Genomic DNA, 17,300 nt, shown 5'->3' with positions numbered 1-17,300 from the left:
CGTTGGTGGAAAGGACACTGAACCGTTACCGCGCACGGCGATGGTCCGGTAGGATACGCTGAGCAGTTGTCCGCCCTCGGAAGAGATCGATCCGGGAAGATGCGCTCGCGTGAATTTCTCCGGTGTGCGGACATCCAGGAGATGGTCGTGCGCACCGGATCGGCATTCCACGTTTCGGCGGTCTGCCGATCGATGAACGTCAGAACGTCCTTTGCCGAAAGGTGCTCGCTCGCGAAGCGGCGAGCTGTTTCTGTCGGCTTCCCGTAGGTTACCGTGCGCCCACCTCCAGATCGAAACCTGCCTCAGTCCAGCCGCGCGCACCGCCATCAAGATAGGCGACGAAATTGGAGCCCGGGAATCGATCAGCGTCTGCGCCCCGAGAATGGCACGCGGCAGGCCTGCGCGGGAGACAACGACCTTCGTCTCCGGTGAGGACACAATGTCCTTGAAGCGCAGCAGGAGCTCGGCGCCGGCACGCCGACGGCGCCTGGCACATGCGCCTTTTCATATTCGCCGAGCGTGCGAGTATCGAGGACGATAACGTCCTCGCCCCGATCATGCCATGCCTTGAGCTCGACGACCGAGACCCCAAGTGTTCTGCAGGCAGATTTGCTGCAAACAGCGGCAAAGCACAGCCAACGCGACCGGCCGGATATCGAGAACTGCCAGTTCGACCCGTCGCCGAGCCAATCGATCAATGTGGCCTTGTCCATCGAACGTCCAGTCGTGGTTCGTGCCCTTTGATCTCAAGCGTTTGGATCGATCCACAGGTCGCCGAAGCTCCAATTGAGCCCCTGCGATCCCGTGACGAAGTTCTTCACCCGCTTGTTGGCAACGATCTGGGCGCCAGCAGCAACCAGGTTCACGGAAGCGACCTCGTCGTGGATGAAGTGCTGGAATTTGCTCCAGGTGTCCCATCGCTTCTTCTCGTCCGGCTCAATAGCAGCCGCCTCGAGCAAAGCGTCCGCCTGCGCGTTGGCGTAGTGGCTGGCATTCGAGAAAGGCAGGCCAATCTTGAAGTTCTTGCTCCAATAGGCGCGCTGGATGCCGAGTGACGGGTCGAACGTGTTCGAAAGCGACTCCACCACGAGATCGAAGGCGCGGTCGGTGTAGACCGTCTTCAGGAACGTCGGCAGGTCATACTTCTTGATCTCGATGCCGATACCGATCTTTTCCAGCTGGCTTTTCAGGACGTCGGCATAGCCTTGCGGCAGATAGGAATTGTAGGTCAGTCGGAGGTCGAAACGCTTGCCGTCCGCCTTGCGCGGATAGCCTGCCTCGTCTAGCAGCTTTTCGGCGGCGGCAGGATCGAAGGCATGCGCAACGACGCTCGGATCGTACCATTTCGGCAATGCCGTACTGACAGGACTCGGCGAAACCTGCGCGTAGCCGTAAAGCGCCACATCGACGATCTCCTGCTGATTGATCGCCTTGGCGATGGCAAGCCTCACCTCACGCTTGGCAAAGAGCGGATTGTCGTAGTTGAAGAACAACTGCTGCTGCGGGCCGGAATAGGCGTAGGTGGTGGTATCCACGATCAGATGAGGATCTTGTTTCAGCCGGTCGAGATCGGCAAGCGGCACGGGATTGTCGCCGATGTCGGCCTCGCCCGTCTCCAAGGCGGCGGACCGCGCCGCCGGATCGGTCACGACGCGCAGGACGATCCGATCCAGATAGGGCTTTCCGGCGTCCCAATAGTCAGGATTTCGCTCGAAGATCAGGTGACTGCCGGCCACCCATTCCGTCAGTTTGAACGGCCCGGTACCGATCGCCGTTTGCAGCGTTTGGCCATCGCCCGGCGCCAGTTTCTCGAAGATATGCTTCGGCACGATTGGCGATTCCGAACTCGATTGCGCCGCCAGCAGGAAGGGAGCGGGCTTCGACAGAACGATGACGGCGGTGAGCGGATCCGGCGTCTCGACCGCGACCACATTCTGGTAGGTGATGCGGCCGCGTGGGTGTGCCTCCTTCAGCCTGAAGATCGAAAAGGCAACGTCGGCGGAGGTGAAGTCCGTCCCGTCATGCCACTTGACGCCCTTGCGGAGCTTGAAAGTGTAGCGAAGATTGTCATCGGAAACCGACCACTCCGTTGCCAGCAGCGGCTGCGGCTTGACGTCGAAGTCGAAGGTCAAAAGGCCCTCGACAATCTTCGGACCGATGGCCTGGCCGGTCCCTGACGACGTGTTGATCGCAAAGAGAGCATTGCCCGGATCCACCCGGTAGAGCCAATTCAAGGTACCGCCTGTTGCCGGCGCCGCCGCCTGCCCAAAGGAGAACGACGGAAGCAATGTGCTCGCCCCGGCAAGCAACATTAGCTGGTTGAAACTGCGACGGTTGATGGACACGCGAAGAGCTCCTCTTGGGTTGGATATTGGTCCGCCGAGTGGAGCTTCAGTGTTGTGTCCCGAAAGGCGAAGTCAAAGTTTCTTCTCGTCCGGAAAAGAATAATTGCATGCCGACGATTCTTCGTAGCCTGCGTGGCGCTAAGGAAAACCAGCGCATTTTCCATGCTTTTCCCGGATGATGTTTGCGTGAATGAACGCCTCGGAAGAAACGCAAGAATCTTCGCATATATCTGTTATCGTTTTGGAACCGAGGTGAAAGCGCATTTGGCTTGCACGCCGGCGCGGTGCGTACAGAACCGACAGACACTCACTCGACGTCAAAGCAGATGTTTGGAAACGGTAATCCGCCTGGACAAATTGTGAATACGCCGAGCAATCGACGCCCGACGTCGCTTGGAGGCCGCGCTCAGGCTCGCCAGCGCAAGAGCCTTGCTTCCGCTGCACCGGCCAATCTGTTGAGTGCAAAGCCGACTAGGCCGAGAATGATGACGCCCACCATGACCAATGCCATGTCAAACCGCTCACGTCCGGCAATGACCAAGCCGCCGATGCCTGGACCAACGGCAAGAAAATACTCCGCCCCGACGGTCGCCAACCACGAGTAGATCAACCCAAGATGAATGCCGGTCGCGATCGTTGGCAGGGCCGAGGGCAGGTAGATTTTTGTAATGCGCTGCCATGGCCGAAACCGCAGTGCGCGACCGACCTCGACCAGTTCGGCCGGCGCATCCTTGATGCCGTCATAGGTGTTGAGGGCGATGGGGATGAAGGCCGCGAGCGCGACGAAGACGACCTTCGCCTGTTCTCCGAACCCGAACCACACCGAAATGAGAGGAATCCAGGCAAGCAGGGAAATCTGCTTCAATCCGTTGAAGGTCGGCATGATCAGCCGATCCCCTAGCCTCGTCACGGCAACGAGCGTACCGAAGCTGACGCCGAGAGCGCAACCGATCAGGAAGCCCGCGATATTGCGCAACAGGCTCGCCCCGAGCTGACCCGCCAGACCGTTGTCGATAATCTCCCGTTTGGCGGTGCGCACGACATCTTCGATAGCCGGCAGAAAGCGGGGATCCATGAGGTCGAGGCGGCCGGAGGCTTCCCATGCGACGAGAAGAAGAAGGGGAAGCGCAAGGCCGCGCCTGATACGGACAAGCCTGGTTGACGTTTCGGCGGCCATCACAATCCTTCTTTTTTCCAGCGCTGGATGAAGACTTCGGAGCCGTTCAGACCCTTGTCCATGGCAAAGCCTATGAGGCCGATCACGATCATCGCGATGATCACGGTATCCAGCCAGAACATCTGCCTTCCCCAGACCAGCAGGTATCCGAGCCCTTCAGAGGACGCCAGGAGCTCTACGCCGACAAGCGATGTCCAGGCATGCGTGAGGCCATAGCGGATGCCAGTGAAGATGGAGGGAATGGCGCCCGGCAGGACAATCAGCCGAAGCGTCTGCCAGCGGCTGAAGCGCAGGGCCTTACCAACTTCCACGTACTTGCCTGGAACGCTGCGGATACCGGAGAAGGTATTGAGCGTGATCGGCACGAGAGCGCCCTTGGCAATGATGACGATCTTCAGCGTCTCCTCAATGCCAACCAGCAGCATCAGCAACGGAATCCAGCCAAGCGTCGGGATCTGCGCAAAGGCGAGGAATGTCGGCTTTGCATAGTCTTCAAAGCGCGCAGACAGGCCCATGGCGATGCCGAGGGCCAAGCCCAATACCGCGCCGATAGCAAAGCCGAAGATCACGCGCCGCAAACTGACGGCGGCGTGGTAGAGCAATTCACCGCTCGCAATCATGTCGCGGCCAGTCTGCAGCACGTAGGTGGGCTCAGGAAGAATTTGCTCCGGTAGCCAGCCTCTTGCGGAAGCCAGCCACCAGAGCGCAATCAGAAACGCTGGAAGAAGCAGGGCCGAGAGCGAAAAGAACCGTCCCCTGAGAAATCTGCGCCAGTTCGTGATGTTTTCGTGGCCAGAGAGCTCAAGATAAGTTGCCATCACCTGCGTCTCCATTTTGGTTTACGAGGTCACCGGCTTGCCGTCGGCGCCGTAGGCCTGCCAGAAGTTCTGCAGGCTGAACCGCTCTATGGCGCTGTTTAGGTAACGCGGCTCGAACCAGCTCTCGAGATCGACATCACGGCGGATGAGGCCGAATTCCTTGCTCTTGGCCGCCTGTTCCTTGTATTGCGAGACGAGAAGGCCATCGATCAGTGGCGAGTTGCGATAGGCGAGCGTGTCGCCCTTGAAGTACTCCTCCAGAATTGGAACGGGTGTCCCCGACTTGTGCCACAGTTCCAGCAGTGCCGGGCGGTTGGGCTCGTCGGACGACCATTGGGCCGCCTTGACGAAAGCATCGACGACCCGCTGGGTTATCTCCGGATGGGCATCGATGAACGCCTGTCGGCCGATGACGCCGGCGTTGCGGCCGAAGCGCGGATCATCGCCCTTGGTCGTGTAGATGACATCGGCTGCACCCTTCGCCGCAAGGTTGATAAGCTGCGTATCGCCGAAGGCGGCGTCGATGTCCTTGCTGGTGAGAGCGGCAACCGTGCCGGCGCTGTCGAGATTGACGACCTGAGCGTCGCGCTCTTTCAACCCATGGGCTTCCAAGACCTTGACGGCAGCCAGATGACCGTTCGTGCCGCGCTGTAGCGCTATCTTGCGGCCCTTCAGATCCGCGATAGACTTGATGCCGCTATCTTTGGCGACGGCAAGGTAGAGCGGCTTTCTCGCCCCACTTGCCAGCAGATACTTGGTCTTCAGCCCGTTGGCGCGGCCGATCAGCGAGGGGAGATCACCCTGATAGGCGAAGTCGAGCTGATCATTCGCGAAGCCTTCATTCACGGCAGGGCCCGCGCCCTTGAAGAAGGTCCATTCGATCTTGATGTTCGGATCCTTGGCGAACTCCTTTTCCAGAAATTCCCCGGCTCGTGCCGTCGCGGCAGACGTGCCTTCCGCGTAAGGGCGGTTGTCGACGCCGATGGCCGCATAGCCGACATGAATGACCAGCGGCTCCTCCGCCCGGACCGTGGCCGACGCGGTAAGCATCAGGGCGAGGCCGGCGGCCACGCGTGACAGAAATGCGCGTTTCATAGTTTTTCTCCGTTCTTGTGAAGCTTATCTGGCCAGCGCGACCGCACGTTCGCCATGACCGCCGTCATCGGATCGTTGCGTCGCTTTGGGCTGCATATTCTCGCCCGTCGCATGAAGGCTCTTCAGGACACGGTCTCGCACATTGGCAATATCGCTGGACGTCCGCCGACGTGGGCGCGCCAGCTTGACCGGTACCACTTCGCGGATGCGGCCCGGACGCGGCGACATGACGACGACGCGATCCCCGAGATAGACAGCCTCTTCCACGTCATGCGTCACCAGCACCATTGTGATGTTTTCCTTTGCCCAGATCTCCTGCAACTCGTCCTGCAGATACGCCTTGGTGATGGCGTCGAGCGCCCCGAAAGGCTCGTCGAGCAGAAGGACGTTCGGCCGGCTGACGAGGCCACGGGCAATACCAGCACGCTGCGCCATGCCGCCGGATAATTGATGCGGGTAGACATTGGCAAAGCGGGAAAGCCCGACAAGCTCTAGATGTTCGCGCACAAGCTCTGCCTTTCGCGCGCTCGTCAGCTTGCTGTTCAAGAGGCCAAGGGAGACGTTTTCCTCGACAGTCAGCCAGGGAAAGAGGCGTGGCTCCTGAAAGACGATGCCCCGATCGAGGCTGGGTTCGACAACTGCCTCGCCCGCATGGCGGATGGTGCCTGATGTCGCGATATCCAGACCGGCGAAGAGACGCAGCAACGTCGATTTTCCGCAACCGCTGGCACCGACGATTGTTACGAACTCGCCCTTCGCAATATCGAGATTGATGTCGTCGAGCGCGATCAGCGGCTCCCGCTCGATCTGGAACTGCCGGGTTATGTGCTCGACTGTGAGATGGGGTCGGTTCATATCGCTCGCCCCTACTCTGCCGCGGCCTGAACGCGCGCCGGATGCCGGGGTGTGCTGAGGCCGAGATTTTCGCGCAGCGTTCTGCCCTGGTATTCGGTGCGGAACAGTCCACGACGCCACAGTTCCGGCAACACGAACTCAGTGAAGTCCCGTAGCCCGACAGGCAGATGCGGCGGCATGACATTGAAGCCATCGGCCGCGCCGGTCGTGAACCAGTGTTCCATCTCGTCCGCGATCCGGCTCGGCGTGCCGACAATCTGCCAATGGCCACGCGCGCCTGCGACCCTCAGATAGAGCTCGCGTATCGTCAGGTTTTCGCGTCTGGCAAGATCGAGAAGGAGCTTCTGCCGGCTCTTGCTTGCGTTCGTCTCCGGCACGTCCGGGATGGGGCCGTCCAGAGGATATTTCGAGAGATCGACACCCCCGGCCATGCCGTTCAAGATGGAAAGGCCGACAACCGGATGAACGAGGTCCTGGATCTCCTGGAATTTCGCTTCTGCCTCCGCCTGAGTACGGCCGACGACCGGGAAGATCCCCGGCATGATCTTCAACTCTTCGGGCCTGCGACCGTACTTGGCAAGTCGGCCCTTCAGATCGCTGTAGAAACCGCGTGCGTCCTCGATTGTCTGATGCGCCGTGAAGACGACCTCCGCAGTGCGCGCGGCAAGTTCCTTACCCGGTTCCGACGATCCTGCCTGTACGAGCACCGGCTGTCCCTGAGGCGCGCGGGCGACGTTCAATGGCCCGCGAACCTTGAAAAACTTGCCCTTGTGATTGAGGACATGCTGCTTGTCCGGATCGAAGTATATGCCGCTTTCCTTGTCACGCAGGAATGCGTCTTCCTCCCAGGTGTCCCACAGTCCGCGCACGACGTCGGCAAACTCTTCGGCGCGCTCGTATCGCTCCGCATGTGCATAATGCTCCTCACGGCCGAAATTGTGCGCCTCGTGTTCGCTGGACGAGGTGACGAGATTCCAACCCGCGCGCCCGCCGCTAATGTGATCGAGCGAGGCAAATTTCCGCGCGATATGGTAGGGCTCGTTGTATGAAGTGGAGGCAGTGGCGACAAAACCGATGTTTTTCGTCACCGCGGCCAGAGCGGACAGCAAGGTGATTGGCTCGAACTGCGCCACGTAGCGGACAGCCGTCCTGCTGAGAGCCTCTATGTCGGTACCGCGCGTGCCGACGCCGTCGGCCATGAAAATGAGATCAAATTTCGCCGCTTCAGCCAGCTGCGCAAGCTCAATATAGTGAGCGAAATTGGAGCCGGCATCCGCTTGCGCCTCCGGGTGCCGCCATCCGGCCACGTGATGGCCCGTCGGGTACAGAAAGGCACCAAGTTTGATCTGTGGTCGCGCGCCACTCATGTCAGTCTCCTCGATCAGGGAGACGATAGCCTAACAGCAGCAATCTTTATCTATAGAAATAGTATTCTATTTAGGTCGACGATGCGGGATTTTTGCAGCCGGCAACGTGGCGTTTCGAACGATGACGTTCTGCCGCCACGCCAATCGGGGACGTCTGGCGATCACAAGGTCGCCGCTTGCCAACCTCACGAAAGAATTTCTTTCGGTAAAATCAATCAGATATTTCTGGACTTGAGCGGTCAGCCAGCCAACCGTTGATGGGAAAAGGTCGGGACGCACCTCCCCTCCACCGTCATCCCGGGAGGCACTATGCCGTTCGAAACAGATGTTGATGACGCGCTCTTGGCAAAAGCGACCGAGCTGCGCAGGACGTTTCATCTCGATGCCATCGAGAGAGACAAACAGGGCGGCAGGCCCGTCGAACAGATCAGGCTCCTGAAGGAAAGCGGCCTTCCCTCCGCGCAGATCGCCAGGGAATATAATGGCCAAGGTGCGTCATGGCTGACGATCCTGCGCATCGTCAGGGAATTTGCCAAGACCGATGGATCGCTCGCCCATCTCTTCGGCTATCACCATCTGCCGCTCAATCTCATTCTGTTTCGCGGCTCCGTTGCACAGAAGGAAAAATGGCTGACCGGCTCGGCGGCCGGCAACTGGATCTGGAGCAATTCCGGAAACGCCATGTCGAAGACGTCGGCGGGTGAGAAGACGCCGACCGGCTGGCGCATCAACGGCAGCCGCCCGTTTTCCTCTGGTTCCCATATCGCCGATTATATCCAGATTTCCTGGGAGAATGCCGATGGCGCTCGGCTGACCGCCGCCGTCCCCGCCGACCGGGAAGGCATTGTCATCGAGAACGACTGGGACGGCATCGGCCAAAGGCAGACCGGAAGCGGTACGGTACGCTTCGTCAACCTTCAGGTTCACGACGATGAACTGATCAGTTCGCCCGACGTGCCCTTGACCCCCTATTCGTCGCTGACATCGCTTCTTCAGCAGAGCGTTCTGCTCAATGTCTTCGTCGGCAGCGCTCAAGGAATATTGGAGGAAGGTCGCTCCTATGCGACGGCGAACTCGCGGCCGTGGATCTATTCCGGCGTCGAACGCCACGTTGATGATCCCTGGATCAAGCGCCAGTACGGCGACCTCTATATCCGCACGCTTGCAGCAACGGAGCTCGCGGACAAGGCGGCCCGCAGCCTCGGCGCGGCTTACGCCCAAGGGCCGTCGCTAAGCGCCGCGGATCGTGGCGCAGCCGCGATCGATATCGCCACCGCCAACGTCTACGCCGGCGAGGTCGGCCTTGCCGTCTCCAGCGAGGTCTTCGAGGTCATGGGCGCGCGCTCGGCGACCAATGCCAACGGCTTCGATCGCTTCTGGCGCAACGTGAGGACCCATACGCTTCACAATCCTGCCGAGTACAAGAAGCGCAGCGTCGGCACCTGGCTGCTGACTGGTGAATTTCCCGTGCCGGCCATGTATCGCTGAAAGGAACTGCAATGGCGAGACGCAAGGACAAGATCAAGCTCGGCGCTTTTCTGCTCTTCACCGGCCACCATGTCGCCGCATGGCGTCATCCGGACGCATCTGTGGGCACCGAGTTCGAAAACTACCTGGAACTGGCCAGGCTTGCCGAGGCGGCGAAATTCGATACGATTTTTTTCGCAGATGGCGTTGCCGCACGCATCAAGGATGTCGAAGCGGCAAGTCGTAAGGCTCATAGCGGCGTCTATCCCTTCGAGCCGATCACTCTGCTCTCTGCGCTTTCATCGGTCACTCGCAATATTGGCCTGATCGCCACCGCCTCCACCAGTTATTCCGATCCTTACAATCTCGCCCGCCAATTTGCCTCGCTCGATCGGCTGAGCGGCGGCCGGGCCGGTTGGAACCTGGTGACGTCGTCCGACCCCGACGCCGCCTACAATTTCGGCCACGAGACGCAGATCCTCCATTCTGACCGCTATGATCGGGCGGAGGAATTTGCCGATGTGGTGCTCGGCCTCTGGGACAGCTGGGAGGACGACGCCTTCCTGCGCGACCGCCAAAGCGGACGGTATTTCGACCCGGCGAAGCTCCATCGCCTCAATCACAGCGGCAGGCACTTCAAGGTGCGCGGGCCGCTCAACATTCCGCGCTCGCCGCAGGGCCGGCCAGTTGTCGTGCAGGCCGGAGCCTCCGAACCCGGCAAGGAGCTTGCCGCCCGCACGGCCGAGGCCATCTTCGCTGCCCAAATCACCCTGGAGGAGGCCACCAGCTTCTATGCCGACGTCAAGGGAAGGCTCGCGAAATATGGCCGATCGACTGGGGATCTGAAGATCCTGCCCGGCATTTTCCCGGTCGTCGGCCGCACGCAATCTGAGGCGCAGGAAAAATTTGAATCCCTTCAGGACCTCATTCAGCCCGAGGTCGGCTTGAATCTGATTTCACAACTGTCCGGCATCGACCTCCGCGACTATCCACTGGATGGGCCGGTGCCCGAAAATCCGCCTTCGACAAATGCTGGCAAGAGCAGGCAGGCGCTGGTTCTGGATCTCGCCCGCCGCGAGAACCTTTCGATCCGTCAGCTCTATCTGCGCATCGCCGGGGCGCGTGGCCACTGGCAGGTCGTCGGCACGCCAACCGAGATCGCCGACGCCCTGGAAGAGCGCTTCGAGAACTATGGCGCCGACGGTTTCAACATCATGGCCCCGGTCATGCCGGGCGGGCTTGTGGACTTCATCGAGCTTGTCGTGCCGGAACTGCGCCGACGCGGTCTCTTCCGCCACGAATACGAGGGCGCGACGCTTCGCGAGAATCTCGGCCTCAAGCGCCCCGAGAAGCGTCTTGCCGCCAACGGCAGCGCGGTCGCGGCCGAATAGGAGAACAGCAATGAGCCGCGACACGCTTTTTCTCATCGCACCCGGATTTTCGGATCCCAAGCACCCTGGCCAGACCTTCGTCTGCCCCCACTGCAATGCGATTGAAGGGTTGCTTTCGAGTTTTCCCGATCTTGCTGCCAGGATCGACGTGGAGAGAGTACTCTTCCCCCGCCCGCGCACACGCGTGATCGATACAGTCGGCGAGGAGAATCAGTCCTTGCCTGTGCTGGTGCTGGCCGCCAACGCGCCGCCGGATGCTGCCGACTGGAAGGGCAAGCATTTTGTCACCAAGACCGGTCGCATTCTTGAGCTGCTTGCCGAGCGACACGGCTTTCCACGACTTCACGACTGATGGAGGAAAGACGATGACCGCGAAACCCTCAGGCTTCGAACCCGCGCTGTTGCCTGCCGTCCTCTTCGAACCGGACCAGACCAATCCCTACCTCGCCAAGGCAGTCGAACTCAGGAACATCTTCGCGGTCGACGCCGTCGAGCGGGATCAACAGGGCGGCCGTCCGACAGAGCAAATCCGGCTCCTCAAGGAAAGCGGTCTCGTCAATCTACTGATTCCCAGAGAGCTCGGCGGCGAGGGTCAGCCCTACTCCACGGCGCTGCGCATCGTACGCGAATTCGCCAAGGTCGATGGCTCACTCGGCCATCTCTTCGGATATCATTTCAGTCCGATCCAGAACGCGCTGACGAGCGGGAGCGATGAACGATCAGCCTCTATCCTTCGGCAATCGGCCGAAGGGCGTTGGTTCTGGGGCAACACCACGAACAGCTTTTCCAAAAGCCTCTTCGGCAAGAAGGTCGAAGGTGGCGTCTTGTTGAACGGCTATCGGCCGTTCGCCTCCGGCTCGCATGTTGCCGACTATCTGATGGTCGCATGGGAAGATGAGGAGACGAACGCTCGCAGCTTTGCCTACATTCCCGCCAACCGTGCTGGCATCACCATCGCTGACGACTGGGACGGCATCGGCCAGCGCCAGACCGGCAGTGGTCGCGTCTTCTACGAGGACGTGACGGTGAAGGATGCGGAGATCCTGCCGGAACGATCGAAGGAGCCGGGCGCCCTTCTCATACCCCAGCAACAGCAGAGCGTTCTTCTCAACGTCTTCATGGGCAGCGCCCAGGGCGCTCTCATTGCCGCACGAGACTACACGGTGACGAAGTCCCGCCCGTGGATCTATTCCAGTGTCGAACGCCATATGGACGATCCCTGGATCAAGCGGCAATACGGCGAACTCTGGACGAAGGTCCAAGCCGCCACGGCGCTCGCCGATCGGGCAGCGGTCGCCATCGACACCGCCTATGCAAAGGGCTCGGCACTCACGGTGGAGGAGCGCGGCGCCACGGCCATTGCAGTAGCCTCCGCCAACGTGCTGGCAGGCAAAGTGGCACTCGACGTCACCAGCGAGATATTCGAGGTTATGGGCGCCCGCTCTGCCGTACGGCCTTACGGCTTTGACCGCTTCTGGCGCAACGTCCGCATCCATACGCTCCACAATCCCGCTGAGTACAAGACCCGCAACGTCGGTTCATGGTTCCTGACCGGCGACTATCCCGAACCGGGGATCTTCCAATGAGCGGCCGGGAACTTCATCTCAACATCAATATACTCCACTCCGGCTTTTCGCCCGCCGCGTGGCGAATGGAAGGCAGCGATCCTCGCGCCTCCTTTGACATCAACCACTACATCAAGGTTGCCAAGATCGCCGAACGAGGCACTTTCGACGCCGTCTTCCTCGCCGATCAGGCGGCGATCTCGGACCGGATCGATTTCCGACCGCTGACGTCGCTGGAGCCGACTATCGTTCTCGCGCTGGTCGCGGCCAATACCGAACGAATAGGCCTGATCGGCACCGCCTCGACGACCTACAACGAGCCGTACAACATCGCCCGGCGCTTTGCGACGCTCGACCATGCCAGTGGCGGGCGCGCGGGCTGGAACATCGTCACCAGCGCGGACCTGGCGCAAAGCAGAAACTTTGGTCTTCAAAAGCCCGTGGCCCACGCAAGCCGCTATGAGCGCGCCAACGAATTTGCAGCGGTGGTCAAGGCGCTCTGGGACAGCTGGGAGGAAGAGGCCTTCATCGGCGACACGGCGACCGGGCGCTTCGTCGATACTGGCCGCGTCCACCCGATCGCCCACAGCGGCAAGCATTTTGCGGTGCATGGGCCGCACAATATTCCGCGCCCGCCGCAGGGCCACCCGGTTCTCGTGCAGGCTGGCGGCTCCGACGACGGGCGCGAACTCGCCGCCGAACATGCCGAAGCAGTCTTCTCCGCATCGCAATCCTTCGAGGAATCCCTGGGCTATGCTAGAGATTTGCGCCGTCGCGCCGCCCGTCATGGCCGCCCGGATGACAGCATTCTTGTACTCGCAGGCCTCGCCACCATCATCGGCAGCACCGAAGCAGAGGCGAGGAGCCGGCAGGAGGAACTGCATGATCTGATTCCCCTTGAGTACAGCCTTGCGCGGCTGGCCGGCGTGTTGCAGGTCGATCAGAAAAGGCTCGAACTCGACGCTCCCTTGCCCCACGACATACCGCTGCCAGCAGACGGCGGGCACACATTCTTCCGCGCGACTTTGGCACTCGCGCGACGGGAAGGATTGACCGTTCGGGGGGTGATCCGTGCGCTCAACGGCGGCACCGGGCATCGCACGATTGTCGGCACGCCTGGTAAGATCGCCGACGACATCGAGACATGGTTCTGTGCTGGTGCGGCGGACGGCTTCAACCTGATGCCGGACGTGTTGCCGCATGGACTTGATGTCTTCGTCGAGGAAGTGGTTCCGCTCCTGCGTCGTCGCGGCTTGTTCAGACACGAGTACACCGGTCGGACACTGCGCGACCACCTCGGCCTCACGCGGCCGCAGAATCCCTACGTTGCCGCAGCAGAATGACGGCCAAAAAAGGACATCTCATGACGCCATCCCTTGCGACAAAGGCAAACGACGCCGATCGACTGGCGGCACTCGCCGCCGAGCGTTATCGCGAGTCGCAACACCTCGGCGAACAATGGAACGAGACCATTGAAACACTTCTCTCTCACCGCAGCGTGCGCAGCTACTTGCCAAAGCCGGTCCCACATGCCGCTGTCGAACTTGCGGTTGCCGCAGCGCAGTCGGCACCGAGTTCGTCTAATCTGCAAGCATGGAGCGTCGTAGCCGTTGAAGACCCAGAACGGCAAAACCGGCTGAATGCCGTTGCCGGCAACCAGCGTCAAATCGCCCAGGCGCCTCTCCTGCTCGTCTGGCTCGCTGACCTTGCGCGACCCCGTGCGATCGCCGCAAAGGGTGGCTCTGCGGCAGAGGGTCTCGACTATATCGAGAGCTTTTTGCTTGGCGTGATTGATGCTGCGCTTGCAGCGCAGAACGCCGTCGTGGCCCTTGAATCACTGGGGTTTGGAACCTGCTACATCGGTGCGATACGAAACGATCCGGAGACGGTGGCGCGAGAACTCGCCTTGCCGGAAGGGGTTTTCCCGGCTTTCGGTTTGACCGTCGGTTTTCCCGATCCAGCGCAGCCCGCCGGGGTGAAGCCGCGTCTGCCGCAGTCGACAGTCTTGCATCGCGAACAATATGCAAACGAAGCGCGTGCACGCGATCTTGCCACCTACAACAAGGTGCTGAGACGCTTCCAGGCGGAGCAAGCCATGCCATCGATCGACTGGACAGACCAGGTCCGAAACCGCATCGGTACAGTCGAGGCGCTGAAGGGCAGGCACATGCTTGCGGCATTCGCGCGCCGACTCGGTTTCCAGCTCAAATAGAGCTGGCGGAGCTCCCATGACGGACTCACTCGGCGGCAATCATGTCCGCCGCCGGACGAATGCGCCGCGCGATGATCTCGTCCATCGTCTGCAGAGTACGGGCTTCGGCCAGCAGCCACTCTCGAAACAGATCGACGCGCATCAGCCGCGCCGTGTGCGCGGTCGTGGCGAAAAAATAGGAGGAGCTGACCGGCTGGGGCACACCGAAGGGGCTGACCAACCGTCCGGATCGAATCTCAGCTTCCGCAAGCCTGATCTTGCCGAGTCCCAATCCCTGTCCGGCCAGCGCAGCATCAAGTACCAGAGAGGACTGGTTGAGCCGGAACCCGCCTTGCGATGGACGATAAGAAAGTCCGGCGGCACGCAACCATCTGCTCCAGTCCGGGCAGGATTGATCATGCTCGGCTCCCTCTTCATGCAACAGCGGCACGCCTTCGATTGCCTGAGCTCCGTCCCATAGCGCATGGGTATCGGCAAATTCCGGGCTGCAGACCGGCAGCACGGCTTCGGAGAAGAGGTGGTCGACGATGAGTCCCGGATATGGACCGCTTCCGTAGCGGATAACGCAATCGGCATCGCCGGCATCGAGGTTCGCTAACTGTGTCGAAGCGTCGACGAGAACCTGCAGCCCGGGAGCCGCTCGCCGCAGCGCATCGAGACGCGGGATCAGCCACTTGCTGGCAAAGGACGGAGCAACCGAGACGCGGATCGGCTGTTCATGGTCGCACTGTACGAACTGAGCCATGGCCGCCAGCACAGCGTCAAAGGCGCCCGTCAATCCTGGAACCAGCGCCGACCCCGCTGGCGTCAGCTGGAGCTGGCCGCGGATGCGATTAAAAAGAGGCTGACCGAGATAGTCCTCCAACAGGCGGATCTGCTGCCCGACAGCTGCGGAAGTGACATGCAATTCCTCGGCAGCGCGCACGAAGTTCAGGTGCCGCGCCGTCGCGACGAAGGCCCGCAGCGATGTCAGCGGAGGAAGCCGCGCAAGCGTGGGCTGGAGCGCCCTTCTGGTGGAGTTTGCAAGTGTGCTCATGAAGCGATTGCACCACAATCATCCCCTTCAAGACGAGAACCTGCGTTTCCTGTAGCCTGGTTCATAGAACATTTTCTTGCGTCGCAGGCGGTTATCGGAGATGCAAAAACTCAATTTTGTAAATTGTCTATATTTTTAGTAGAATAATGCGGGTAGTATCCCAACGCCACCGCTGTCGGTGCGAAGTTTTCCTTTCCCCAGCGAGGAGAAAAACATTCTTCCGGTTTGCATCCGGGCGGACCGATGATGCGCGCGACGACGCTGCACGCTGGGCGTCTCTCGCAACTCAGGGGGTATTGATGGACATTCGCAGACGCCACCTCAACAAACTGCTTGCCTTGACAAGCCTTACGGCTCTCGTGCCGCTCAGGGCATTCGCCGAGACGACGGCTGCAACGACGGGTGGCACTCTGAACTTTATCGTCGAGCCCGAGCCGCCTACCGTTCTCACACTGGCCCACACAGCAGGCGGCACGCAGAAAATCAGCCCAAAGATCACCGAAGGCCTGCTGACCTACGATTTCGATCTGACGCCCAAACCGCAGCTCGCGACGGAATGGTCAGTAAGCGAAGACGGCTTGAGCTACACGTTCAAGCTGCGTCAGAATGTGAAATGGCACGACGGCAAGCCATTTACATCCGATGACGTCGCCTATTCGATCGAGCTTTTGAAGCAGGTACACCCGCGCGGGCGGGGCACATTCGCCAACGTAACCAAGGTCGACACGCCGGATCCGTCGACCGCCGTGATCAGGCTTTCAAAGCCTGCACCTTACCTTCTGAGCGCGCTCTATGCCGCGGAGTCGCCGATCGTACCAAAGCACATTTATGATGGCGTCAAGATTGCCGACGTCCCAACTAACCCGAACGGCGGCGCGCCGATCGGAACAGGACCTTTCGTCTTCAAGGAATGGGTACGCGGCTCCCACGTTATCCTGGAACGCAATCCGGACTACTGGGACGCCGGAAAACCCTATCTCGACCGAGTCGTCGTGCGCTTCGTGCCGGATGGCGCGGCCCGCGCTGCCGGCTTCGAGACCGGCGAATTCGACATTGGCGGCGACAATCCAATCCCCCTGAGCGACCTTGAACGCGTTAAAGCGCTTCCGAACATCGGCATCGATTCGCGCGGCTACGAGACGAAGGGAGATCAGACCCAGCTGATCTTCAATCTCGACAACGAATACCTGAAAAATGTTGCTGTTCGCCGGGCGATTGCTCATGCGATCGACCTCAATGTCGTCCTCAACACCGTGTGGTACGGCTACGGTCATGTCTCGCCGAGCCCGATCAGCACCTTCCTTCCGCGCTATCTGGATGCCTCGATCAAGCCCTACGCCTTCGATCTCAAGGCGGCCGAACAGCTGCTTGACGAAGCCGGCTACACGCGTGGCGCCGACGGGGTCCGTTTCAATCTGCGCCTTACGCACAATTCCTACAATGAAGGCTTCAAGCGGGTCGCCGAATATCTCAAGCAGAACCTGACGCGCATCGGCATTACCGCGACGATCGATTCCTATGATTTCTCGACTTACATCAAGAAGGTCTACACTGACCGCGCTTTCGACGTGACGGCGGAATACCTTGGCAATCAGTTCGATCCGACACTCGGCGTGCAGCGCATTTACTGGTCGAAAAACTTCAAACTTGGCTTGCCGTTCTCGAACGCCAGCCACTACGCCAACCCCGAGGTCGACAAGCTGCTGGAAGCGGCTTCCGTCGAGATCGACGACGAGAAGCGCAAGCAGCAGTTCTATGCCTTCCAGAAAATCATTGCCGATGAGGTGCCGGTGGTGAACCTAATTGCGTTGGAGAACGTCACCGTCTTCAACAAGCGCGTGAAAAATCACACGATCGGGGCCGAGGGCGTGCAGTCCAATTTCGCGGAGGTCTATATTAAGGACGGCGAAGGCTGACCGGGCGGCGGCCTTCACAAGAAAGGGGTGCATCGGCGATGCGCCCCTTTCTGCTT

The 17,300-nt window shown here is 60.4% G+C and carries 14 protein-coding genes and 1 pseudogene; 7 read left to right on the top strand and 8 right to left on the bottom strand.

Features of this window, described 5'->3' with window-relative positions:
* Window positions 1–27: 27 nt before the first annotated feature.
* The 7 genes and pseudogenes from FHT71_RS32375 to FHT71_RS25015 form a co-directional block, all read right to left on the bottom strand.
* Window positions 28–713: pseudogene (locus FHT71_RS32375) on the bottom strand (rhodanese-like domain-containing protein); the annotation flags it as partial.
* Window positions 714–746: 33 nt separating this feature from the next.
* Window positions 747–2,345, bottom strand: coding sequence for an ABC transporter substrate-binding protein (locus FHT71_RS25040; RefSeq protein WP_132591569.1), 1,599 nt, complete (start codon window positions 2,343–2,345; stop codon window positions 747–749).
* A 406-nt stretch (window positions 2,346–2,751) separates the two neighbouring features.
* Window positions 2,752–3,522: an ABC transporter permease gene (locus FHT71_RS25035; protein WP_132591567.1), complete on the bottom strand. Its 771-nt coding sequence runs from the start codon at window positions 3,520–3,522 to the stop codon at window positions 2,752–2,754.
* Window positions 3,522–4,340, bottom strand: a complete 819-nt coding sequence (locus FHT71_RS25030) for an ABC transporter permease (RefSeq protein ID WP_132591565.1) — start codon at window positions 4,338–4,340, stop codon at window positions 3,522–3,524. Before FHT71_RS25030 ends, FHT71_RS25035 begins: the two co-directional genes overlap by 1 nt.
* 21 nt (window positions 4,341–4,361) lie before the next feature.
* On the bottom strand, window positions 4,362–5,435 hold the full coding sequence (locus FHT71_RS25025) for an ABC transporter substrate-binding protein (RefSeq protein ID WP_132591563.1): 1,074 nt from the start codon (window positions 5,433–5,435) through the stop codon (window positions 4,362–4,364).
* 24 nt (window positions 5,436–5,459) lie between these two features.
* Window positions 5,460–6,290, bottom strand: a complete 831-nt coding sequence (locus FHT71_RS25020; protein WP_132591561.1) for an ABC transporter ATP-binding protein — start codon at window positions 6,288–6,290, stop codon at window positions 5,460–5,462.
* An 11-nt stretch (window positions 6,291–6,301) separates the two neighbouring features.
* Window positions 6,302–7,657: an LLM class flavin-dependent oxidoreductase gene (locus FHT71_RS25015; protein ID WP_183722484.1), complete on the bottom strand. Its 1,356-nt coding sequence runs from the start codon at window positions 7,655–7,657 to the stop codon at window positions 6,302–6,304.
* A gap of 309 nt (window positions 7,658–7,966) precedes the next feature.
* Between FHT71_RS25015 and FHT71_RS25010 the strand changes: the two genes are divergently transcribed.
* From FHT71_RS25010 to FHT71_RS24985, 6 genes are read left to right on the top strand one after another with little or no spacing between them, the layout of a single operon-like run.
* Window positions 7,967–9,145, top strand: a complete 1,179-nt coding sequence (locus FHT71_RS25010; RefSeq protein ID WP_183722480.1) for an acyl-CoA dehydrogenase family protein — start codon at window positions 7,967–7,969, stop codon at window positions 9,143–9,145.
* Window positions 9,146–9,156: 11 nt separating this feature from the next.
* Window positions 9,157–10,515, top strand: a complete 1,359-nt coding sequence (locus FHT71_RS25005; protein ID WP_132591557.1) for an LLM class flavin-dependent oxidoreductase — start codon at window positions 9,157–9,159, stop codon at window positions 10,513–10,515.
* 10 nt (window positions 10,516–10,525) lie between these two features.
* Window positions 10,526–10,867 carry a DUF3088 domain-containing protein gene (locus FHT71_RS25000; RefSeq protein ID WP_132591555.1) on the top strand — a complete coding sequence of 114 codons (342 nt, stop codon included), beginning with the start codon at window positions 10,526–10,528 and terminating at the stop codon, window positions 10,865–10,867.
* A 13-nt stretch (window positions 10,868–10,880) separates the two neighbouring features.
* Window positions 10,881–12,101, top strand: a complete 1,221-nt coding sequence (locus tag FHT71_RS24995; protein WP_183722477.1) for an acyl-CoA dehydrogenase family protein — start codon at window positions 10,881–10,883, stop codon at window positions 12,099–12,101.
* A complete protein-coding gene (locus tag FHT71_RS24990) occupies window positions 12,098–13,423 on the top strand; it encodes an LLM class flavin-dependent oxidoreductase (protein WP_132591551.1) in 1,326 nt (441 codons plus the stop codon). Before FHT71_RS24995 ends, FHT71_RS24990 begins: the two co-directional genes overlap by 4 nt.
* A 20-nt stretch (window positions 13,424–13,443) precedes the next feature.
* Window positions 13,444–14,292 carry an NADPH-dependent oxidoreductase gene (locus tag FHT71_RS24985; protein WP_183722474.1) on the top strand — a complete coding sequence of 283 codons (849 nt, stop codon included), beginning with the start codon at window positions 13,444–13,446 and terminating at the stop codon, window positions 14,290–14,292.
* A gap of 25 nt (window positions 14,293–14,317) precedes the next feature.
* On the opposite strand, the gene FHT71_RS24980 is transcribed toward FHT71_RS24985, so the two are convergent.
* A complete protein-coding gene (locus FHT71_RS24980) occupies window positions 14,318–15,328 on the bottom strand; it encodes a LysR substrate-binding domain-containing protein (RefSeq protein ID WP_132591547.1) in 1,011 nt (336 codons plus the stop codon).
* Between the two features lie 299 nt (window positions 15,329–15,627).
* On the opposite strand from FHT71_RS24980, the gene FHT71_RS24975 reads away from it, so the two are divergent.
* Complete coding sequence (locus tag FHT71_RS24975; protein WP_132591545.1) at window positions 15,628–17,244, top strand: ABC transporter substrate-binding protein; 1,617 nt, start codon at window positions 15,628–15,630, stop codon at window positions 17,242–17,244.
* The last annotated feature ends 56 nt before the right edge of the window (window positions 17,245–17,300 follow it).

It is taken from the genome of Rhizobium sp. BK060 (genome assembly GCF_014193145.1).
In the GTDB taxonomy this organism is placed as follows: domain Bacteria; phylum Pseudomonadota; class Alphaproteobacteria; order Rhizobiales; family Rhizobiaceae; genus Rhizobium.
Note: the sequence above shows the minus strand (reverse complement) of the source record. Positions and strands in the feature narration are given on the sequence as shown.